Annotated in this window: 18 protein-coding genes; 8 read left to right on the top strand and 10 right to left on the bottom strand. The window is 68.6% G+C overall.

Features of this window, described 5'->3' with window-relative positions:
* Positions 1–95: 95 nt before the first annotated feature.
* On the bottom strand, positions 96–1562 hold the full coding sequence (locus AB0P24_RS42345) for a CCA tRNA nucleotidyltransferase (RefSeq protein ID WP_365803809.1): 1467 nt from the start codon (positions 1560–1562) through the stop codon (positions 96–98).
* Between the two features lie 289 nt (positions 1563–1851).
* On the opposite strand from AB0P24_RS42345, the gene AB0P24_RS42340 reads away from it, so the two are divergent.
* From AB0P24_RS42340 to trxA, 7 genes are all read left to right on the top strand, one after another.
* On the top strand, positions 1852–4305 hold the full coding sequence (locus AB0P24_RS42340; RefSeq protein ID WP_365803807.1) for a DUF6049 family protein: 2454 nt from the start codon (positions 1852–1854) through the stop codon (positions 4303–4305).
* 45 nt (positions 4306–4350) lie between these two features.
* Positions 4351–6612 carry a murein biosynthesis integral membrane protein MurJ gene (gene murJ, locus AB0P24_RS42335; RefSeq protein WP_365803805.1) on the top strand — a complete coding sequence of 754 codons (2262 nt, stop codon included), beginning with the start codon at positions 4351–4353 and terminating at the stop codon, positions 6610–6612.
* 119 nt (positions 6613–6731) lie between these two features.
* The gene (locus AB0P24_RS42330) at positions 6732–8453 is read left to right on the top strand and encodes a serine/threonine protein kinase (protein WP_365803803.1); all 1722 of its coding nucleotides are present in this window, start codon (positions 6732–6734) and stop codon (positions 8451–8453) included.
* Between the two features lie 35 nt (positions 8454–8488).
* A complete protein-coding gene (gene sigM / locus AB0P24_RS42325; protein WP_365803801.1) occupies positions 8489–9214 on the top strand; it encodes an RNA polymerase sigma factor SigM in 726 nt (241 codons plus the stop codon).
* Complete coding sequence (locus AB0P24_RS42320; RefSeq protein WP_365803799.1) at positions 9211–10104, top strand: anti-sigma factor; 894 nt, start codon at positions 9211–9213, stop codon at positions 10102–10104. Before sigM ends, AB0P24_RS42320 begins: the two co-directional genes overlap by 4 nt.
* A gap of 194 nt (positions 10105–10298) precedes the next feature.
* Positions 10299–11267 carry a thioredoxin-disulfide reductase gene (trxB, locus tag AB0P24_RS42315; RefSeq protein WP_365803797.1) on the top strand — a complete coding sequence of 323 codons (969 nt, stop codon included), beginning with the start codon at positions 10299–10301 and terminating at the stop codon, positions 11265–11267.
* Positions 11268–11313: 46 nt separating this feature from the next.
* Positions 11314–11646, top strand: coding sequence for a thioredoxin (trxA, locus tag AB0P24_RS42310; protein ID WP_181801339.1), 333 nt, complete (start codon positions 11314–11316; stop codon positions 11644–11646).
* Positions 11647–11707: 61 nt separating this feature from the next.
* Here the strand turns inward: trxA and AB0P24_RS42305 are convergent, their stop codons facing one another.
* The 9 genes from AB0P24_RS42305 to rpmH all read right to left on the bottom strand — a co-directional run bounded on the left by AB0P24_RS42305 (position 11708) and on the right by rpmH (position 18690).
* The gene (locus AB0P24_RS42305; protein WP_365803795.1) at positions 11708–12325 is read right to left on the bottom strand and encodes a GNAT family N-acetyltransferase; all 618 of its coding nucleotides are present in this window, start codon (positions 12323–12325) and stop codon (positions 11708–11710) included.
* Between the two features lie 305 nt (positions 12326–12630).
* Entirely contained in the window at positions 12631–13746 is a 1116-nt protein-coding gene (locus AB0P24_RS42300) for a ParB/RepB/Spo0J family partition protein (RefSeq protein WP_365803793.1), read from the bottom strand.
* Entirely contained in the window at positions 13743–14816 is a 1074-nt protein-coding gene (locus AB0P24_RS42295; protein ID WP_365803813.1) for a ParA family protein, read from the bottom strand. Before AB0P24_RS42295 ends, AB0P24_RS42300 begins: the two co-directional genes overlap by 4 nt.
* Positions 14817–15114: 298 nt before the next feature.
* Positions 15115–15831: a 16S rRNA (guanine(527)-N(7))-methyltransferase RsmG gene (rsmG, locus tag AB0P24_RS42290; protein ID WP_365803791.1), complete on the bottom strand. Its 717-nt coding sequence runs from the start codon at positions 15829–15831 to the stop codon at positions 15115–15117.
* Between the two features lie 118 nt (positions 15832–15949).
* Positions 15950–16462 carry a R3H domain-containing nucleic acid-binding protein gene (locus tag AB0P24_RS42285; protein WP_365710398.1) on the bottom strand — a complete coding sequence of 171 codons (513 nt, stop codon included), beginning with the start codon at positions 16460–16462 and terminating at the stop codon, positions 15950–15952.
* A gap of 15 nt (positions 16463–16477) precedes the next feature.
* A complete protein-coding gene (yidC, locus tag AB0P24_RS42280; RefSeq protein ID WP_365803789.1) occupies positions 16478–17794 on the bottom strand; it encodes a membrane protein insertase YidC in 1317 nt (438 codons plus the stop codon).
* 3 nt (positions 17795–17797) lie between these two features.
* Positions 17798–18163: a membrane protein insertion efficiency factor YidD gene (gene yidD / locus AB0P24_RS42275; RefSeq protein ID WP_365803787.1), complete on the bottom strand. Its 366-nt coding sequence runs from the start codon at positions 18161–18163 to the stop codon at positions 17798–17800.
* The gene (rnpA, locus tag AB0P24_RS42270; protein ID WP_181801347.1) at positions 18160–18531 is read right to left on the bottom strand and encodes a ribonuclease P protein component; all 372 of its coding nucleotides are present in this window, start codon (positions 18529–18531) and stop codon (positions 18160–18162) included. Before rnpA ends, yidD begins: the two co-directional genes overlap by 4 nt.
* Before the next feature lie 21 nt (positions 18532–18552).
* Positions 18553–18690, bottom strand: a complete 138-nt coding sequence (gene rpmH / locus AB0P24_RS42265) for a 50S ribosomal protein L34 (protein WP_015659252.1) — start codon at positions 18688–18690, stop codon at positions 18553–18555.
* A 373-nt stretch (positions 18691–19063) separates the two neighbouring features.
* On the opposite strand from rpmH, the gene dnaA reads away from it, so the two are divergent.
* Complete coding sequence (dnaA, locus tag AB0P24_RS42260) at positions 19064–20968, top strand: chromosomal replication initiator protein DnaA (protein WP_365803784.1); 1905 nt, start codon at positions 19064–19066, stop codon at positions 20966–20968.
* Positions 20969–21695: the final 727 nt, after the last annotated feature.

Genomic DNA, 21695 nt, shown 5'->3' with positions numbered 1-21695 from the left:
GGGTGGGCGCGTCATACACCCCCCCCCCCCCCCCCGGGGGCGGGTTCCCCCCGGGGGGTCATGTTTCACGTGAAACATGACCCCGCTCCGCGTCTTCAGCTCTGCTCGGCCCACCATTCCTTGACTGCGGCCACCGCTGCATCGTGCTCCATCGGCCCGTTCTCCAGCCGCAGCTCCAGCATGTGCTTGTAGGCCCTGCCGACCTCCGGGCCGGGACGGATACCCAGAATCTCCATGATCTGGTTGCCGTCGAGGTCCGGGCGGATCGCGTCGAGCTCCTCCTTCTCCTGGAGTTCGGCGATGCGCTCCTCCAGGCCGTCATAGGCACGGGAGAGCGCCACTGCCTTCCGCTTGTTGCGGGTGGTGCAGTCGGACCGGGTGAGCTTGTGAAGTCGGTCCAGCAGCGGGCCCGCGTCACGGACGTAGCGGCGGACGGCAGAGTCCGTCCACTCCCCGGCGCCGTAGCCGTGGAAGCGCAGATGGAGTTCGACCAGCTGCGAGACGTCCTTCACCATGTCGTTGGAGTACTTCAACGCCGTCATGCGTTTCTTGGTCATCTTCGCTCCGACCACCTCATGGTGGTGGAACGAGACCCGGCCGTCGTTCTCGAACCGGCGGGTGCGCGGCTTGCCGATGTCGTGCAGCAGCGCGGCGAGACGGAGGGTGAGGTCGGGACCGTTCTCCTCCAGCGCCATGGCCTGTTCCAGAACGATCAACGTGTGGTCGTAGACGTCCTTGTGCCGATGGTGTTCGTCACTCTCCAGGCGCAGGGCCGGCAGCTCGGGCAGAACATGCTCGGCGAGGCCCGTGTCCACGAGCAGAGTCAGTCCCTTGCGGGGGTGGGCGGAGAGGATGAGTTTGTTCAGCTCGTCCCGGACCCGCTCGGCCGAGACGATCTCCAGACGTCCGGCCATGTCCTTCATCGCCGCGACGACCTCGGAGGCCACCTCGAAGTCGAGCTGCGCGGCGAAGCGGGCGGCCCGCATCATCCGCAGCGGGTCGTCCGAGAAGGAGTCCTCAGGCGTCCCCGGGGTGCGCAGCACGCGCTGTGCCAGGTCTTCGAGACCGCCGTGCGGGTCGATGAACTCCTTCTCCGGCAGCGCCACCGCCATCGCGTTGACCGTGAAGTCCCGGCGGACGAGGTCCTCCTCGATGGACTCCCCGTACGACACCTCGGGCTTGCGCGAGGTGCGGTCGTAGGCCTCGGACCGGTAGGTGGTCACCTCGATCTGAAAGTGCCGGATGTCGTCTCCGACACGGGCCTCCTTCTGTACACCGACGGTGCCGAAGGCGATCCCGACCTCCCAGACGGCGTCCGCCCAGGGCCGGACGATCTTCAGGACGTCCTCGGGGCGGGCGTCGGTCGTGAAGTCCAGGTCGTTGCCGAGCCGGCCCAGCAGTGCGTCCCGGACCGAGCCGCCGACCAGGGCAAGCGAGAACCCGGCCTCCTGGAATCGGCGGGCAAGGTCGTCGGCGACGGGCGCCACCCGCAGCAGTTCGCTCACCGCGCGCTGCTGCGCCTGGCTCAGGGCAGAGGGAGTGTCTTCATTGGCGTTCGGCACAACAGAACAGGGTACGTGCCCCAGACAGCCCGAAGCGCCTCCATAATTCCGGCAGCGCCTCAGGTGAGGCCGAGCCGCGGAGAGGGTGGGGCATCTCACTCCGTACCCGGACAAGCAGAGTGATCAACTCCTAAAGGAGCATCCAGACAATACTGGATACAGGGGATGGTCCGATCTGCTCTACCGATCTTGTGAAGCGGACCGAGGCACTTCCGCTCAGCGCACCTCGTTACCATGCGTGGACGCACATTCCGACGACCACTGACGACGACGAGGGACGGACGAGCGCGTGGCCGAGGCGGCAGACTTCCAGGGGACGCCCTCACCTGCCCGCCGCTGGCTGCGGCGCACCGGGGCACTGCTCGCAGGCGCGCCCCTGCTGGCCGGACTGATGCAGCTGCCGGCCGCGGCGCCGGCGCAGGCGGCCGGCTCGGACACCGTGTCCGTCGCCCTGGACTCGCTGAGCCCCAGCGCCCCCGGCGACGGGGACACGCTGACGGTCTCCGGCACGGTGACGAACAACGGCAAGCAGGCTGTCACCGACGCGCACGTGGACCTGCGGGTGGGCTCCCTGCTCGGCACGCGCTCCGAGATCGACGCGGCCGCCCGGCACTCCGACGACCTCCAGTCGAGCCTGGGCACCGAGGTGGGCGGCAAGTACACCGAGGACTTCAACTCGCTCGGCCCCGGAGTCGCCGAGCATTTCAGCATCTCCGTGCCGGTCGACAAGCTCGACCTCGGCCAGGACGGTGTGTACCAGTTCGGCGTCTCGCTGTCCGGCAAGACGTCCGCGCAGCAGTGGGACCAGGTCCTCGGCATCCAGCGGACGTTCCTGCCGTGGCAGTCCTCCGAGGCCGACACGAAGACGAAGACCACATATCTGTGGCCGCTGATCTCCACCGTCCATGTGACGGCGAAGACCGGCGCGGGCGAGCTGCAGACGCCCGTCTTCGAGAACGACGACCTCGCCAAGGAGATCTCGTCCGGCGGCCGGCTGGCGCAGATGCTGGCGCTCGGCAAGGACCTGGACGTCACCTGGGTGATCGACCCGGATCTGCTGGCCTCCGTGGACGCGATGACCCGCAACTACCGGATCCAGAGCACCGGCACCACCACCACGGCCGGCACCCATCAGGCGGTGGCCAAGCAGTTCCTGGCCGACCTGCAGGACGCGGTGGCGGACAAGGAGGTGGTGGCCCTCCCCTTCGCCGACCCGGACCTGGCCTCCCTCGCCCACAACGGCACCACCGTCACCGGCTCGCTCAGCCACCTCAAGGACGCCACCGACGTCGCCGCCACCACCGTGAAGACCGTGCTGCACGTCACACCGAGCACCGACTTCGCGTGGCCCGTGGACGGCGCCGTCGACCCCTCGATCATCAAGGTGGCCACCTCGGCGGGTGCCGACAAGGTGATCGCCCGCAGCGACAGCCTCCAGGAGACCGGCGGGCTGACCTACACGCCTTCGGCCGCGCGCCCGGTCGGCGGCGGCACCACAGCGGTGGTCGCCGACGCGCGCCTGTCCACGGCCTTCGAGGGCGATCTGACCAGCGCCGACTCGGCCACTCTCGCGGTGCAGCAGTTCCTCGCCCAGAGCCTGGCGCTGAACACCCAGACGGGCAAGCAGCGCAGCATCGTCGTCGCCCCGCAGCGAATGCCGTCGACAAGCCAGGCCCAGGCGATGGCGACGGCGATCACAGCCCTGCAGGACAGCAACTGGTCGCAGTCCCAGGACCTCGCGGCGGCCGCGAAGGCCAAGCCCGATCCAGGCGCGACCACGAAGATCCCCTCCTCGTCCGCGTACCCGTCCTCGCTGCGCAGGCGTGAGCTGCCCCGGACGGCCTTCGAACAGATCGCCCGCACCCAGGACAAGCTCGACAACTTCCAGGTGATCCTCACCGACGAATCACGGGTGGTGACCCCCTTCGGGCGGGCCATAAACCGCGAGATGTCCACGTCGTGGCGGGGTCGCGGCAGCGAGGCGGACAGCTTCCGCACGAGCGTGGAGTCCTGGCTCGACGACCTCATCGGCCAGGTCAAACTGATCGACAAGTCCGAGACCAAGCTCTCCGGTCGCAGCGCCACCATCCCGGTGACCGTCCAGAACAACCTGGTCCAGGGCGTCGACCACCTCGTCCTGCGGCTCACCTCGACCATGCCGACCCGGCTGGAGATCGGCGGCAAGCCCTACTACGAGCAGCCCGTCGAGGTCTCCGGCGGCCACAGCCAGTCCGTGAAGTTCTCCACCTCGGCCAATGCCAACGGCCGGGTGGAGGTCACCGCCCAGCTCTACACCGAGGACGGCCAGGAGTACGGCGCGCCCGTCAGGTTCGACGTGAAGGTCACCGAGGTCACGCCGACGGTCATGCTGGTCATCGGCGGCGGCGTGCTCCTGCTGGTGCTCGCCGGCTTCCGCATGTACACCCAGCGCAAGCGGGCGGCCGCCCGGCGGGCCGAGGAGGACGACGGCCCCGACGAGGCCGGCAAGGACACCCCGGACACTCCCGGCGCTCCCGGCACCCCCGAGTCTCCCGGTGCCGCGGAGGCATCCCATGCCCCGGAGACCAAGAACTCAGATGACGCCGATGGGCCGGGGAACCCCGCTGCCCAAGGGGATCGTCTCCAGCAGGAGTCCGTCGCCCGCTCCCGGGCAGACGACCCGGAGCAGCCGAGTGACCCGGCACCGGACACCGCACCGGAAAGCGCCGACCCGTCCGAGACGGGTGAGAGAGTGGACCGTTGAGCGATGTCGTGGCCGGTGGGCCCGGGACGATGAGGTGGGGTAACCATGAACGCGCCGTACGACGGTGAACGCGGCCAGGGCGCGGCCGGTTCGGGCTACCCCGAGCCGCCGCCGGAGCCCGGCCAGGTCCCGCCGCAGCACGCGGCTGACATGTACCTCCAGGACGCCTACGACCAGGACCCCTACCGGGCGCGGGACCTCTCCGCCCAGGACCCGGTCGCCGAGGCGCTCTACGACCGTGCCGCGCACCCCCCGCCGGCTCCGGGCCCCTACCCGCAGCAGCCGCTGTACGGGCAGCCCGCCCAGTCTCCGTACGCCCCTGACCCGCACGTGTGGGCCCAGACACCGGCGCCGGAGCCGGACGGCCCGAGCCAGTATCTGCCGTACGGCGACGATCCGCGCACGACCCAGTTCGTGGGCGTGGACGACCTGGTCTCGCACTCCGGGGAGGAGCGCCACGAGCCGGACGCCTTCGCGCATCTCTTCCGCGATCAGCAGCAGGGCGGTGGTCAGCTGTCGTCGGAGCGAGCGGTGCCAGGTCCGGCGGTCGCCGCGGGAGGTCCGGCGCAGGTGCCGCCGCACCAGACCTCGCCCGCTCCGGCTGCCGCGGCCGACCAGACGCTGAACCTCGGTGCCGTGCCCGCCGCGGCTCCGGCGCCCGTCCCCGTGAAGAAGGGCGGGAAGGCCGGGGGTCTGCTCAAGTCGAGCGCCGTGATGGCGGCCGGCACGATGGTCTCCCGCCTCACCGGGTTCGTCCGTTCCGCGCTGATCGTCTCCGCGCTCGGCGTCGGCCTGCTCGGTGACACCTTCCAGGTCGCCTACCAGCTGCCGACGATGATCTACATCCTGACCGTCGGCGGCGGCCTCAACTCCGTCTTCGTGCCGCAGCTGGTGCGCGCCATGAAGGAGGACGAGGACGGCGGCGAGGCCTTCGCCAACCGTCTGCTGACCCTTGTCATGGTGGCACTGGGCCTGCTCACCGCGGCCACCATCGCGGCCGCCCCCCTTCTCATCCGCCTGCTGTCCGACTCGGTCGCCAGCGACCCGGCGGCCAACGAGGTCGGTATCACCTTCGTCCGCTACTTCCTGCCCTCGATCTTCTTCATGGGCATCCACGTGGTGATGGGTCAGGTCCTCAACGCGCGGGGCAAGTTCGGCGCGATGATGTGGACACCGGTCCTCAACAACATCGTCATCATCGTCACCCTCGGCCTGTTCATCTGGGTCTACGGCACCGCCGCGCACTCCGGGATGAAGGTCACCACGATCCCGCCGGAGGGCCAGCGGCTGCTCGGCCTCGGCGTGCTGCTCGGCCTCGTGGTCCAGGCCCTGGCGATGATCCCCTACCTGCGCGAGACCGGGTTCCGGCTGCGGCTGCGCTTCGACTGGAGGGGCCACGGCCTCGGCAAGGCCGCCACGCTCGCCAAGTGGACCGTGCTGTTCGTCCTCGCCAACCAGGCGGGCGCACTCGTCGTCTCCCAGCTGTCGACCTCGGCCGGCAAGAGCTCCCCGGTCGACGGCACCGGCTTCGCCGCCTACGCCAACGCCCAGCTGATCTGGGGCCTGCCGCAGGCCATCATCACGGTCTCCCTGATGGCGGCGCTGCTCCCGCGGATCTCCCGCTCGGCCGCCGAGAACGACACGGGCGCCGTCCGCGACGACATCTCTCAGGGTCTCAGGACGACCGCCGTCGCGATCGTCCCCATCGCCTTCGGGTTCCTGGCCCTCGGCATCCCGATGTGCACCCTGATCTTCGGTTCCTCGGGCATCAGCGAGGCCACCAACATGGGGTACATGCTGATGGCCTTCGCCCTCGGCCTGATCCCCTACTCGGTGCAGTACGTCGTCCTGCGCGCGTTCTACGCCTACGAAGACACCCGTACGCCGTTCTACAACACGGTCATCGTCGCGGCGGTCAACGCGGGCGCCTCGGTCGCCTGTTACCTGCTGCTCCCGGCCCGCTGGGCGGTGGCCGGCATGGCCGCCTCCTACGGGCTGGCGTACGCGATCGGCGTGGGGGTCGCCTGGCGGCGGCTGCGCAAGCGGCTCGGCGGCGACCTGGACGGCTCCCGGGTCATCCGCACCTACGCGAGGCTCTGCATCGCCTCCGTACCGGCGGCCTTGCTCAGTGGTGCGGCCTGCTACGGCATCGGCCACACTCTGGGGCAGGGGGTGATCGGTTCCTTCGCCGCGCTGCTGGCCGGCGGAGCCGTACTGCTCGGCGTCTTCTACGTCGCCGCGCGCCGCATGCGCATCGAGGAGCTCAACTCCCTCGTGGGTATGGTGCGCGGGCGTCTGGGGCGCTGAGGCGGGGGTAAGCGCACAACCATCGTCCGCCGCCGCGTGTCGTGCATAGCGGGGGACTGTGGGCACAATTGGTTTCGGCGTCGGACAGCGTGCAACGGATGGGGAGGCAGGGAACGACGGTGGCGGAACGGAGCACGGCTGCCGTCGACGTGGCAGACAACAGCGGTGACAAGCCGCTGACCGCCAAGGCGGACCAGTCCACGGCCGACGGGGTGGCCCAGAACCCGGAGCGGGACACGGACAGCGACGAGGCACAGGGAAGCGGCACAAACGCGGGTGCTGAGAAGAAGGCCTCGCCCACGGAACTGCACAGCGGACACAAGCTGGCCAGACGCTACCGTCTTGAGGAGTGCGTCACCCGTCTGGACGGATTCAGCAGTTGGCGTGCGGTGGACGAGAAACTCCGGCGTGCCGTCGGCGTCCACATCCTGCCCGCCGACCATCCGCGAACCCGTTCGGTGCTGGCTGCGGCCCGCTCGGCGGCGCTGCTCGGCGACCCCAGGTTCGTGCAGGTCCTGGACGCCGTCGAGGAGGACGATCTCGTCTACGTGGTGCACGAGTGGCTGCCGGACGCCACCGAGCTGACCACGCTGCTCGCGACCGGGCCGTTGGAGCCGCACGACGCCTACCAGATGGTCAGTCAGATCGCCTCCGCCATGGCGGCCGCGCACCGCGAGGGGCTGGCCCATCTCCGCCTCAACCCGAACGCCGTGCTGCGCACCTCCACCGGCCAGTGGCGCATCCGCGGCCTCGCGGTGAACGCGGCGCTGCGCGGCATCAGTTCAGACACCCCCCAGCGCACCGACACCGAGGCGATCGGCGCCCTGCTGTACGCGGCGCTGACCCAGCGCTGGCCGTACGAGAGCGATGCCTACGGACTGGCCGGTCTGCCCAAGGACGTCGGCCTGATCGCCCCCGACCAGGTACGGGCCGGTGTCCACCGCGGTCTGTCCGAACTCGCCATGCGGGCTCTGGTCAACGACGGCGCCACCGCCTCCCGCCACGAGTCCGCGTGCACCACGCCGGAGGAACTGGTGAAGGCGATCGGCGAGATGCCCCGCATCCGTCCGCCGGAGCCGGCGTTCACGGCACCGCCCGAGTACCAGCGCACCACGTACCAGCAGGGCACCTACGGCCGCCCCACGCCGCCCGGTGCGACGCAGCCCATCCAGGCTCCGCCGCCCCCGCTGCAGAGCCGCACCGGCAAGGCCCTGAAGTGGGCCGTCTCGGCCCTCCTCATCGCCGCCCTCGGCCTGGGCAGCTGGCAGCTCGCGGACGCCCTGATGGACCAGGGCGACAAGTCCGGCGACACCAGCAACACCCAGACGACGGACGACGGCGACAAGAACAGCGCCAGCCCCACGCCCGCCGCCGCGATAAAGATCCAGAGCGCGCAGGAGTACGTCGCCGAGGGCGAGGCCCAGCATCCGAACGACGTCACGAAGACGTACGACGGCAGCACCTCGACGTACTGGAGGACCAACACCTTCCTGGAAGGCCCGCAGCTCGCGCCGTTCAAGCCGGGCGTGGGAATCGTCTACGACCTGGGCTCCGCGAAGGAACTCGCCACGGGATCCATCTCCCTTCGCTACGCTGGCGATCACACGACGGTCGAGCTGTACGCCGCCGACTCGCTGACCCCGGGGTCGATCAGCTCGATGACGAGGATCGGCAGTGTCACCACCACCGGGAACACCGCCACGGTGAAGGTCAGCAAGAAGGTGAAGAGCCAGTACGTGCTCGTGTGGATCACCGCCGTACCGCATTCGGGTGCGGACCCCGACGCGTACGCGCTAGCCGGCTACAAGCAGGCCATCACCGAAGTGAAATTCACAGGCTGACGTCTCACCGGCGGCACCGAAGGCGGAGGGGGCAGATGGCGGAGGGCGCCGGATACGGCGGGGTGAGCGACCAGGATCTGCTCGCCCGCCATGTGGAGGGCGACCCCGATGCCTTCGGTGAGGTCGTCCGCCGGCACCGGGACCGGCTCTGGGCGGTCGCCCTGCGGACCCTGGGGGACCGCGAGGAGGCCGCTGACGCCGTCCAGGACGCTCTGGTCTCCGCCTACAGGGCCGCCCACACCTTCCGGGGCCAGGCGGCCGTCACCACGTGGCTGCACCGGATCACGGTGAACGCCTGCCTCGACCGCGCCCGCAAGGCGGCCTCCCGCAAGACCGCCCCCGTCGATGACACCGAGCGGCTGGAGCAGCTGCTGGAGCCGCATGAATCGGCCTCCGCTCCGGCCGAGCGGAACGATCTGCACCGCCAGCTCCTGGACGCCCTTGGCACCCTGCCCCACGACCAGCGGGCCGCCCTCGTCCTGGTCGACATGCAGGGCTACCCGGTCGCCGAGGCCGCCCGGATCCTCGATGTGCCCACGGGGACGGTGAAAAGCCGCTGTGCCCGCGGCAGAGCCAGACTCCTGCCGTTGCTCACCCATCTGCGACCGGAAAGCACCGGTGACGAAAAGGATCCGGACCCGGCACGGAACCGGGCGGAGGGGACATCCGTCCCACCCGCAGCGGGGCCTCAGGACAGGGGCCCGCAGGACACCGGACCGAGTGATTCAGCCGCGGTGAAGGGCGGAGGTGGGCGAGCGTGACTTCGATGACAGACACCACCGGGCATCCGGACGTCGCGGAGATCTCCGACCTCACCGAGGGCCTGCTGCCACCCGCCCGGACCGCGGAAGTACGACGGCACCTGGAAGAGTGCGAGCTCTGTGCCGATGTCCACGCCTCGCTGGAGGAGATCCGGGGCCTGCTGGGCACACTGCCGGGTCCGCCACGCATGCCGGCTGATGTCGCAGGCCGGATCGACGCCGCACTCGCCGCTGAGGCCCTGCTGAACGCCACGGCACCAACGGCACATGTTTCACGTGAAACATCGCCCCGGGAGATGCCCTCCCCAGGGGACCGCCCCGCTGGGCGACCGAGTGCCGCCGCCGGTCCGGGCCGTAAAGAACGCGGACGGGCCCGCGGTCGACGCCGCCGTACGGTCGTGCTCAGCGCTGTCTTCACCGCCGCGGTCCTGGGCATCGGCTCCTTCTTTCTTCAGTCACTCGGCGGCCACGGGGCCACGACGGCTCAGGGCAAGCCGACGAACTCCGCCGGGACCTTCTCCAAGAGCACCCTCCCGGGTCAGGTGAAGGACCTCCTCGGCACGAAGACGACCCCCCAGCGGGGCTCCCAGAAGCCCTTCACCGTCGAGTCGCAGGCCACCGGCCAGCCAGGCTCTTCGCAAAGCCCCAAGGTCCTGATCCAGCCCTCGGTACGGGTGCCCGCATGCGTCCGTCAGGGCATCAGCCAGCCCGGCGAGGCCCTCGGTGCGAAGCAGGGGACGTACGAAGGGAAGAACGCCTACCTCGTCGTGCTTGCCGACGCCTCCGACGCATCCAGGGTGACGGCGTACATCGTCGATGCGTCCTGCCTCGACAAGACGTCCGCCTCCCCCGGCAAGATCCTCCTGACGGAATCCCTGACCCGCCCCTGAGCCTCCCCTGGGAACGGTCTCAGAGAGGGAACGCATCGTCTCGCCCCGGCCTGGAAATCCGTACGGTGTGGGATCCCCGTGTGCCCGGACACACCGGGAATGCGCGCCCCTTAGGATCCGTTGGGTGGGGTGAGAGCTTCTGACAGAAGCTCTCACCGGTCGAATGACGTAGACCAGAGACGAGGAATCAAGCCGTGAGCGACGTCCGTAACGTGATCATCATCGGCTCCGGGCCCGCCGGCTACACGGCGGCGCTCTACACCGCGCGCGCGTCGCTGAAGCCTCTGGTGTTCGAGGGGGCCGTCACCGCGGGTGGCGCCCTGATGAACACCACCGAGGTGGAGAACTTCCCGGGCTTCCGCGACGGCATCATGGGCCCCGACCTCATGGACAACATGCGGGCGCAGGCCGAGCGCTTCGGCGCCGAACTGATCCCGGACGACGTCGTCTCCGTCGATCTGACCGGTGAGATCAAGACCGTCACCGACACCGCCGGCACCGTCCACAAGGCGAAGGCCGTCATCGTCACCACGGGCTCCCAGCACCGCAAGCTCGGCCTGCCGAACGAGGACGCCCTCTCCGGACGCGGCGTCTCCTGGTGTGCCACCTGTGACGGGTTCTTCTTCAAGGACCAGGACATCGCCGTGATCGGCGGCGGCGACACCGCGATGGAGGAGGCCACTTTCCTCTCCCGGTTCGCCAAGTCCGTGACGATCGTCCACCGCCGCGACACCCTGCGCGCCTCCAAGGCGATGCAGGAGCGCGCCTTCGCCGACCCGAAGATCAAGTTCGCCTGGGACAGCGAGATCGCCGAGGTCCAGGGCGAGCAGAAGCTGGCGGGCCTGAAGCTGCGCAACACCAAGACCGGCGAGCTCTCCGACCTGCCGGTCACCGGCCTGTTCATCGCGATCGGCCACGACCCGCGTACCGAGCTCTTCAAGGGCCAGCTGGACCTCGACGAGGAGGGCTACCTCAAGGTCGCCTCCCCCTCCACGCGCACCAACGTGACGGGGGTGTTCGCCGCCGGTGACGTGGTGGACCACACCTACCGCCAGGCGATCACCGCGGCCGGCACCGGCTGCTCCGCCGCTCTCGACGCCGAGCGCTTCCTCTCCGCCCTCGCGGACGAAGAGAAGGCCGAGGCCGAGAAGACCTCCGTCTGACCTTTCCCCTTCCGCCCCACCGCACGATCAAGCAAAGGAGCCCGCCGTGGCCGGCACCCTGAAGGCAGTAACCGACGCGACGTTCGACGAGGACGTCCTCAAGAGTGACAAGCCCGTCCTGGTGGACTTCTGGGCCGAGTGGTGCGGCCCGTGCCGCCAGATCGCCCCGTCGCTCGAGGCGATCGCCGCCGAGCACGGCGAGAAGATCGAGATCGTCAAGCTGAACATCGACGAGAACCCGAACACGGCGGCCAAGTACGGCGTCATGTCGATCCCGACCCTGAACGTCTACCAGGGTGGCGAGGTCGCCAAGACCATCGTCGGTGCCAAGCCGAAGGCAGCGCTGCTCCGCGACCTTGAGGACTTCATCGCCGAGTGACGTTTCACGTGAAACACGAATGGGCCAACCCCTTGGGGTTGGCCCATTCGCATGGAGGCACTCACAGCGGCCGCAGCGCAGGTTCCTTCTGTACGGCCCCCAGAAGCCGGTCGAGCGCCAGCTCCACGTCTTCCTTCCAGGAGAGCGTTGTACGCAGCTCCAGCCGCAGCCGCGGGTGCGAGGGGTGCTGCCGGACCGTCTTGAAGCCCACGGCCAGCAGATGCTCGGCAGGGAGCAGGCAGGCCGGTTCCTTGTAGCGGGCGTCGCCGAACGCCTCGACCGCTTTGAAGCCCCGCCGCAGCAGATCCTTGGCGACCGTCTGCACCATCACACGTCCGAGACCCTGCCCCTGATAGCCGGGCATGATGAAGCCGGTCATGAGCTGCACGGCGTCCGGTGAGACCGGACTCGTGGGGAATGCCGTGGAGCGCGGGACGTAGGCGGGGGGAGCGTAGAGCACAAAGCCCACCGGCAAGTCGTCGACGTAGACCACTCGGCCGCACGACCCCCAGTCGAGCAGGACAGCGGAGATCCAGGATTCCTTTTCCAGTGCGGATGTGCCTGCTCTCACCGCTGCTTCGCTGCTGACGGGGTCCAGTTCCCAGAAGACACACGAGCGACAGCGCTGGGGAAGGTCCTGAAGGTTGTCCAGCGTGAGCGGTACGAGCCGACGCCCCATGAAGGCTGTTCCTCGCTTCCATCGCCCGCGGCCTTGCGAGCGGCTGTCAGAGCGCTGCGTTCCCTGAGCAGACTGCCGAAGAATCCGACGGTCGCGCCCAGTCCCAGACCCGCGCTCACCAGTCCGGTGCGGCTCATCGATCGCATGGCCCCGCCTCTCTCGGAGGTGCTGCCAACTGCCTAGGTGGATGCGCCATACCGTACGCATCGTATCCACACAGCGATTACATCGACACCGCCTCAAAGCAAAGAGCGGATCGTGTTCCGGTACGTGCCGGACACGATCCGCTCTGCTGTGAGCGGCGGTCAGTCCTCGGGATCTTCGGAGGCCGAGGAGTCGCCGTCGTGGAGCCCCTGGTGCAGGGCCGGCCCCTCTCCCGGGGCGAGCGTGCCGAGGATCCGCTCAAGGTCTTCCATCGAGGCGAACTCGACGGTGATCTTGCCCTTCTTCTGCCCCAGGTCGACCTTCACCCGTGTCTCGAAGCGATCCGAGAGCCGGGTGGCGAGATCGGTGAGCGCCGGAGAGACCCGGGCACCGGCCCGCGGTCCCTTGGCGCGGGTCGTCTGAGGCCGCGAGCCCATGAGGGTCACGATCTCCTCGACGGCCCGCACCGACAGCCCCTCGGCCACGATCCGGTGGGCCAGCCGGTCCTGCTCCTCCGAGTCGTCGACAGAGAGCAGGGCCCGGGCGTGCCCGGCCGACAGGACCCCGGCGGCCACCCGGCGCTGGACCGCCGGAGAGAGCTTCAGCAGCCGCAGGGTGTTGGAGACCTGCGGGCGGGAGCGCCCGATGCGGTCGGCCAACTGGTCGTGCGTGCAGTTGAAGTCCTTCAGCAACTGGTCGTAGGCGGCGGCCTCTTCCAGCGGGTTCAGCTGCGCCCGGTGCAGGTTCTCCAGCAACGCGTCCAGGAGGAGCTTCTCGTCGTCCGTCGCCCGGACAATCGCCGGGATCGCCTCCAGGCCGGCCTCACGGCAGGCCCGCCAGCGCCGCTCGCCCATGATGAGTTCGTAGCGGGAAGGACCCAACTGCCGCACGACGACAGGCTGAAGGAGGCCGACCTCCTGAATGGAGGTGACCAGCTCCTGCAGAGCGTCCTCGTCGAAGACCTCACGCGGCTGACGTGGGTTCGGCGTGATGTCGTCGAGGGGGATCTCCGCGAAGTGGGCGCCCATCGGAGGAGCGGGCGTCTCCACGCCGCCTGCGACTCCGAACACCGACGTTTCCTCGGTTTCATGTGAAACAGCCGGCAGCGTCGTCACCTTGGCCGCGGCAACCCCACGGTCGGTCGTCAGTACCGGAACCGCGGCGGGGGACGGAGCTACCGTTCCCCCTATGGCCGTCTGGGCCGGGGTCTTCTCGGTCGGGGCAGCTGGGATCAGTGCACCGAGACCACGACCCAGCCCCCTCCGTCGCTCGCTCACTGGATCCCCTCCACCATGTTCGGGTTGGTCTGAGCGCCGATGTGGGCCTGCGTGGGGTCGTAGCTGACCCCAATGCCCCTCAGCGCGATTTCTCTGGCCGCCTCAAGGTACGAGAGGGCACCGCTCGATCCAGGATCGTAGGTCAGTACCGTCTGCCCGTAGCTCGGCGCCTCGGAGATGCGGACCGAGCGGGGAATGCTCGTCCGCAGCACCTCGTCACCGAAGTGGCTGCGCACCTCGTCCGCGACCTGGGAGGCGAGACGCGTCCGGCCGTCGTACATGGTGAGCAGGATGGTCGACACGTGCAGGTCGGGGTTGAGGTGCCCCCGTACCAGGTCGACGTTGCGCAGCAGCTGGCCAAGGCCTTCCAGCGCGTAGTACTCGCACTGGATCGGGATGAGCACCTCGGCGCCCGCGACGAGTGCGTTGACCGTCAGCAGGCCGAGCGAGGGCGGGCAGTCGATGAGGATGTAGTCCAGCGGCTGCTCGTACGCCTGGATCGCCCGCTGTAGCCGGCTCTCCCGCGCCACCAGGGACACCAGCTCGATCTCCGCACCGGCGAGATCGATCGTGGCGGGGGCGCAGAAGAGGCCCTCGACGTCCACCACCGGCTGGACGACCTCGGCCAGTGGCTTGCTCTCGACCAACACGTCGTAGATGGACGGGACTTCGGCGTGATGGTCGATCCCCAGCGCAGTGGACGCATTGCCCTGTGGGTCGAGGTCGATCACCAGGACGCGGCCACCATGCAGGGCAAGAGACGCGGCAAGGTTGACAGTGGTCGTCGTCTTGCCCACGCCGCCCTTCTGGTTGGCGACCACCATGACTCTGGTCTGCTCCGGACGTGGCAGTCCTTCGCCGGCGCGGCCCAGAGCCTCCACCGCGAGTTGGGCAGCACGACCGATGGGAGTGTCGTCCATCGGAGGCGGTGTTTCACGTGAAACATCCACCCCCATCGACTCGGTACGGGGACCGGGGACCGGATCGGTCATCGGTCCCGCGATGTTGGCGTCGGACCGCAAGGATTCACTCTCCTCGACTTCAGGCTCGCAATGAACAGAGCCTCCCATGCCTTCGGGGTCGTGAACCAGTGAGGCCTGGTGTTCTGTGGAGAAATCCACCTCTGTGGACAACTCCATGCCCCGCAGGGAGGACGGAGTGTCACCAGAGGCCCCCTCTCCGAGGGAGCCGAGAGGCTTTCGGTCGCGCGGTTCGGCCGCAGCGCGACCCCGACTGATGATGCCGTGCAACAGGGAGCGACGTTTCACGTGAAACACGATGCACAGCGAGCGGTACCGAAAAGCCGCGACACTCCGTCATGCGTAGGTTTGGCAGCTTGTGTGGAGTACGTCTGGTCGTCAGGACGGATCAGCGGCGCCTACGCGCCCTCCCGGTACGAGCCGCCTTCGCCCTCTTGGCCGCGAAACGCACACCCCCTGGGCTCTCCCCGACCTCCACACGGACGACGGTCGACAGCGGATCCACCACGCCCTCACCCACATGCAGGATCGACGTGGACACCGCACCGAGCTTGGTCAGCGCCGTGGCCGCGGCCTTCAGCTCCTCCTCCGCCGTGTCCCCCTTGAGGGCGAGCATCTCGCCATAGGGACGCAGCAGGGGGATGCCCCAGGCGGCCAGCCGGTCCAGCGGGGCCACGGCCCGGGCCGTCACCACATGCACCGGAGGCAGCTTCCCCATGACCTCCTCGGCACGGCCCCGCACCACGGTCACGTGGTCCAGGCCGAGCAGCTCGACCACCTCGGTGAGAAAGTTGGTGCGCCGCAGCAGCGGCTCCAGGAGGGTGATGCTGAGGTCCTCCCGGACCAGCGCCAGCGGAATGCCCGGCAGGCCCGCACCCGAACCCACATCGCACACGGTCACCCCCTCGGGAACGGCCTCCGAGAGCACCGCGCAGTTCAGCAGGTGCCGCTCCCACAGGCGGGGCACTTCCCGTGGGCCGATCAGACCACGCTGCACGCCTGCCTCGGCGAGCAGCTCCGCGTAGCGGACCGCATCGGCGAAGCGCTCGCCGAACACTTCCCGCGCCTGTTCGGGCGCCGGGGGGAGCTCCGCAGCCTCCGTCACGGGGGACCGTCCTTCCGTACAGCGCCGGCGCTCCACGCGCCGGCCACCAGAACTACCAGGCTGACAAAGTTCGGCCCCGCCTGCTCAACAGACGGGGCCGGTGAAACGGGGGGACCGCTCAGGCGGGCAGTACGACGACGAACCGCTGGGGCTCCTCGCCCTCCGACTCGCTGCGCAGCCCGGCGGACTTGACCGCGTCGTGCACGACCTTGCGCTCGAACGGGGTCATCGGCTTGAGCTTCACGGGCTCGCCGGTGCTCTTCACCTCGGCGGCGGCCTTGGCGCCCAGCTCGGAGAGCTCGGCGCGCTTCTTGGCGCGGTAACCGGCGATGTCAAGCATCAGCCGACTGCGGTCACCGGTCTCGCGGTGCACGGCCAGGCGGGTCAGCTCCTGGAGCGCCTCCAGCACCTCGCCGTCGCGGCCGACCAGCTTCTGCAGGTCCCGGCTGCCCGAATCGCTGATGATCGACACGGAGGCGCGGTCGGCCTCGACATCCATGTCGATGTCGCCGTCGAGGTCGGCGATGTCCAGCAGACCTTCGAGGTAGTCCGCCGCGATCTCGCCCTCCTGCTCCAGGCGGGTCAGGGTGTCTGCACCCTCGGCAGCGGCGGAGGTGGTGCCTTCCGTCACGGGATGGGCTCCTTCTTACTTCTTGGACGGGGACTTGGGGCGCTGCGGACCGCCCTTGCGCTGACCGGACTGGGCCCTGCTGCGGCCGTTGGAGCCACTCTTCGGGGCCTGCTGGGCAGCCGGCTTGGCGTCCTGCGGCTCGTCGGACTTCTCCAGCGAGGTCGTCGTGTCCGCCGCAGCCGACGCATCATCCGCAGCCGACGAGTCGGAAGCCGACGTGGAGTCGTCGGCCGCCTTCGCCGCAGCGGACTGCCGCTGGGCCTTGGTCTGGCGCTTGGGCTGCTGGCGCTTGGCCGCGACGGTGCTCGTGACGCCGTCCTCGGTCTGCGCGACGGCCTGGGCCTCGCCCTTCACCACGGTGCCGTCGGCCTGGGCCACGAGACCGGCCTTGGTCAGCCCGTTGATGAACTTGCGCTCGAACTCGTTGCGGTCCCGGCCCTTGGCGACGATCGCCTTGATGATGGTCTTCTCGCTGCGCCGACGGGTCTTGCCGTGGTGCGTGACGTGCTTGGTCAGGCGCTCCAGGTACGCGGCCTGGGCCTTGGAACCCGGGGTCGGGTTGTTGCGGATGACGTACATCTGCTGGCCCATGGTCCACACGTTGGTGGTCAGCCAGTAGACGAGGACACCGACCGGGAAGTTGATACCGAAGACGGCGAACATGACCGGGAAGACGTACATCAGCATCTTCTGCTGCTGCATGAACGGCGTCTTCACCGTGGTGTCGACGTTCTTCGTCATCAGCTGGCGCTGCGTGTAGAACTGCGACGCCGACATCAGGACGATCATGATCGCGGTGACGACCCGGACGTCCGTGAGGGAGGCACCGAGCGCCTCCACCTTCGACGAGCCGTCCGTGAACTTCGCGGCGAGCGGGGCACCGAAGATGTGCGCCTTCTGGGCACTGGCCAGCAAGGACTCGTTGATCACGCCGATGGTTTGGTTCGACGCAATGCCGTTGAGCACGTGGTACAGGGCGAAGAAGAACGGGGACTGCGCCAGGATGGGAAGGCACGAGGAGAGCGGGTTGGTGCCCGACTCCTTGTACAGCTTCATCATCTCTTCGGACTGGCGCTGCTTGTCGTTCTTGTAGCGCTCCTGGATCTTCTTCATCTCGGGCTGGAGCGTCTGCATGGCCCGGGTCGCCTTGATCTGCTTCACGAAGAGCGGGATCAGGCAGATGCGGATCAGAATCACCAGGGACACGATGGACAAGCCCCAGGCCCAGCCCGTGTCGGGACCGAAGATCTTCCCGTACACCGAGTGGAACTGGACGATGACCCATGAGACGGGTGTCGTGATGAAGCTGAACAGGCTGGCAATCGTGTCCACTAATCATGCTCCTTGGGCATGGGACGAAGTCTCTGCGGCCGGGCTCGAGGGAAGCCCGGAGACAGGCTTCTCCTCGGTGGCCGGTTCGGCGGCGGAGGACCCGCCCCTGCGTGCGCGCCAGGCGTCACGCAGCATTTCGTGCCACCGCGGGCGCTTGCGCGGCGGGACGTGATCCACACCGCCGAGCGACCACGGATTGCACCGCAGGATGCGCCAGGCCGTGAGTGCAGTGCCCTTGATCGCACCGTGCCGGTCGATGGCCGTATAGCCGTAGTGGGAGCACGACGGGTAGTACTTGCACACCGGACCCAGCAGCGGACTGATCGTCCACTGGTACAGCTTGATCAGAGCCAGCAGCGGGTATTTCATCGCGCGCCCCCTCCCAGCAGCCGCTCGATGGCGGCATCCAGGTCTCGGGCCAGCTGTGCATGGTCGGCGTCGCCCGCTCCGGGCAGCGCTCGTACGACTACCAGGCTACCGGGGGGAAACAGGGCGACTCGCTCACGCATCAGATGACGCAGTCTGCGCTTCACTGTGTTGCGCACCACGGCACCACCCACGGCCTTGCTCACGACGAAACCCGCACGCGTCGGGGGAGCGCTCTCCCCAGGCGCGTGCGGGTCCGTGGCACCGCTACGAAAGTGGACGACGAGGGACGGGCGACCGGCCCGGCGCCCCCGTCGTACCGCGGTCGCGAAGTCCTCGCGCCGCCTCAGCCGATGCTCGGTAGGCAGCACGACGTCATGACCTGATCGGGATCAGGCGGACAGGCTGGCGCGACCCTTTGCACGACGGTTCGCGAGAATCGCGCGGCCGGCACGGGTACGCATCCGCAGGCGGAAGCCGTGGGTCTTCGCGCGACGACGGTTGTTCGGCTGGAAGGTGCGCTTGCTCACTCGGGGGCTCCAGAAATCAAATCGGTGTGGCGGGTGCCGTCCTGGCTGTCACCGTGCGCCCACGAGTAGCTCGCATCACGCCCGAGTGCACCGCTTCCCGATCACCTTCAGCGATCTGTGCCCATCGGAGGCAGGCGGCAGCAGCCATCGACAACTCGACCTGGTTACGGTACGCGGGGCTACGCCATTCGGTCAAACCAGCAGTGACGGACGGACACTATCCACAGGCTGGGGACAACAACTTGAACCGCACCCGCCACGCTGACTACCGTGGCTGAACTCCGATTCGTTCCTTTATCCCCGCCCGACCCGATATTCATCCCAACCCGTCCTCGAACCACACGTTCGTGGGACCTGTGAGAGAGCGTGCCCTGTGGCTGACGTACCTGCCGATCTTGCCGCAGTGTGGCCACGAGTACTGGAGCAGCTCCTCGGTGAGGGCCGCGGTCAGGGTGTGGAGGCGAAGGACGAACACTGGATCCGGCGCTGCCAGCCGCTTGCGCTGGTCGCGGACACCGCCCTGCTCGCAGTACCGAACGAATTTGCGAAGAACGTACTGGAGGGCCGTCTCGCACCGATCGTCAGCGAGACCCTGAGCCGCGAGTGCGGACGACCCATCCGGATCGCGATCACCGTGGACGAGTCCGCGGGCGAGCCCCCGCCCCCGCCCGTGCAGCAGCAGCGTTACGAGGAGCCCGAGCTCCCGTCGTCGCCGTACGAGGGAGGGTACGGCCGGCACCGCGCCGACCAGCTGCCCGCTCCGGGCGGCCGCGACCAGCTCCCGACCGCCCGGCCCGCCTACCCCTCCGAGTACCAGCGCCCCGAACCCGGCGCCTGGCCGCGCCCCGGACAGGACGAGTACAGCTGGCAGCAGCCGCGGCTCGGCTTTCCCGAACGCGACCCCTATGCCTCGCCGTCCCAGGACACCTACCGCTCGGACGGTTACGGGGACTCGTACGGCCAGGACTACCGCCCGCAGCAGCCGCTGGACCGTCCGCCGTACGAACCGCCGCGCCCCGACTACGACCGGTCCGACTACGAGCGACCCGCCCATGACAGGCCCGCCCATGACAGGTCCGACTACGACCGGGACTCCGGGCGCCGTGAGCTGCCCGAGTCCTCGGGCGGCCCGGGTCCGGGCCACCGCGGAGGTCCGGGACGGCCGGACCTCCCGAACATGCAGAGCGGCGGCGGGCCCGGGCCACTCGGCGCGAAGCCCGCGCCGGCCGGCGGCCCCGGTGAGCCGACCGCGCGGCTGAACCCGAAGTACCTCTTCGACACGTTCGTCATCGGCGCGTCCAACCGCTTCGCGCACGCGGCCGCGGTCGCCGTCGCCGAGGCACCCGCGAAGGCGTACAACCCCCTCTTCATCTACGGGGAGTCGGGGCTCGGCAAGACGCACCTCCTGCACGCGATCGGGCACTACGCGCGGAGCCTCTACCCGGGCACGCGCGTGCGGTACGTGAGCTCGGAGGAGTTCACCAACGAGTTCATCAACTCCATCCGCGACGGCAAGGGCGACAGCTTCCGCAAGCGCTACCGCGAGATGGACATCCTGCTCGTCGACGACATCCAGTTCCTCGCGGACAAGGAGTCGACGCAGGAGGAGTTCTTCCACACCTTCAACACGCTCCACAACGCCAACAAGCAGATCGTGCTCTCCAGCGACCGGCCGCCCAAGCAACTGGTCACGCTGGAGGACCGGCTGCGCAACCGGTTCGAGTGGGGTCTGATCACCGACGTCCAGCCGCCGGAACTGGAGACGAGGATCGCGATCCTCCGCAAGAAGGCGGTGCAGGAGCAGCTGAACGCGCCGCCGGAGGTGCTGGAGTTCATCGCCTCCCGCATCTCGCGCAACATCCGCGAGCTGGAGGGCGCGCTGATCCGGGTGACGGCGTTCGCGTCGCTCAACCGGCAGCCGGTCGATCTCGGGCTGACCGAGATCGTGCTGAAGGACCTGATCCCCGGGGGCCAGGACTCGACACCGGAGATCAGCGCCACGGCGATCATGGCGGCGACCGCGGACTACTTCGGGCTCACGGTCGAGGACCTGTGCGGGAGCTCACGCGGGCGGCAGCTGGTCACGGCGCGGCAGATCGCGATGTACCTGTGCCGGGAGCTGACGGATCTGTCGCTGCCGAAGATCGGGGCGCAGTTCGGGAACCGGGACCACACGACCGTGATGCACGCCGACCGGAAGATCCGGGCGCTGATGGCCGAGCGGCGGTCGATCTACAACCAGGTGACCGAGCTGACCAACCGGATCAAGAACGGATAGCGGTTCAACCGACGGTTCTACGGCCTTCAGGCGCCCTTGGGAGAAGTCCCGGGGGCGCCTTCTGGCGTCCTGGGGTCTTCAGGGAGTGGTCCAGAGCGCACCCGTGAGGGCTGGTCGCGACCACGCGGCGGAGTCGCATATCGGCACAGCCCCGCGCCCCTGAGGGGCGCTCCAGCGGGGTCCGCTGTTCGAATACCTGCCGGGTTACGGCCGTCCTCCACAGATTTGCCGACTTTCTCGCGTCCACACCCTGGGGACTGAGAAGTTGTCCCGAACGCCGTCCACAGGCTGGGGGTTGAAAACGCATCAGGGCAGCTCAGGTGGCTGTGGAATGGTGGACAACGGATCTCCACAGACTGTGGACGAAGAAAGGATCCACAGGCTGTGCACGAAGTTGTCCACCGGTAGCCCACAGGATGAGGGGCGGTTGTCCCCAGCGATCCCCAGCTTCTCCACACCGCTGTCCACTGTTCGGCAACGCGACGCGCCCGCTCACCGAGTCGAGTGAAAGGCGTCACACGAAGGTGCCGGGTTGGCCTGTGGGAAAGGTGGGTAAAGCTGGGGACGGTGCTGGGGAGAACTCCCCTCAGGCTGTGCACGGCGTGTGCAGAACTTTCTGTTCTCCACAGCGACGCCCGGTTGTCCACCGGTCCCACCCACAGGGGCAGTGGACAAAATCTCGGCCCTGAGCTGGGCAAACGAGGTTATCCACGGTATCCACAGCCCC

Source organism: Streptomyces sp. NPDC086519, from assembly GCF_040686075.1.
Lineage (GTDB): Bacteria > Actinomycetota > Actinomycetes > Streptomycetales > Streptomycetaceae > Streptomyces > Streptomyces shenzhenensis.
The sequence above is the reverse complement of the archived record's forward strand: the minus strand, read 5'-3'. Positions and strand labels throughout refer to the sequence as shown.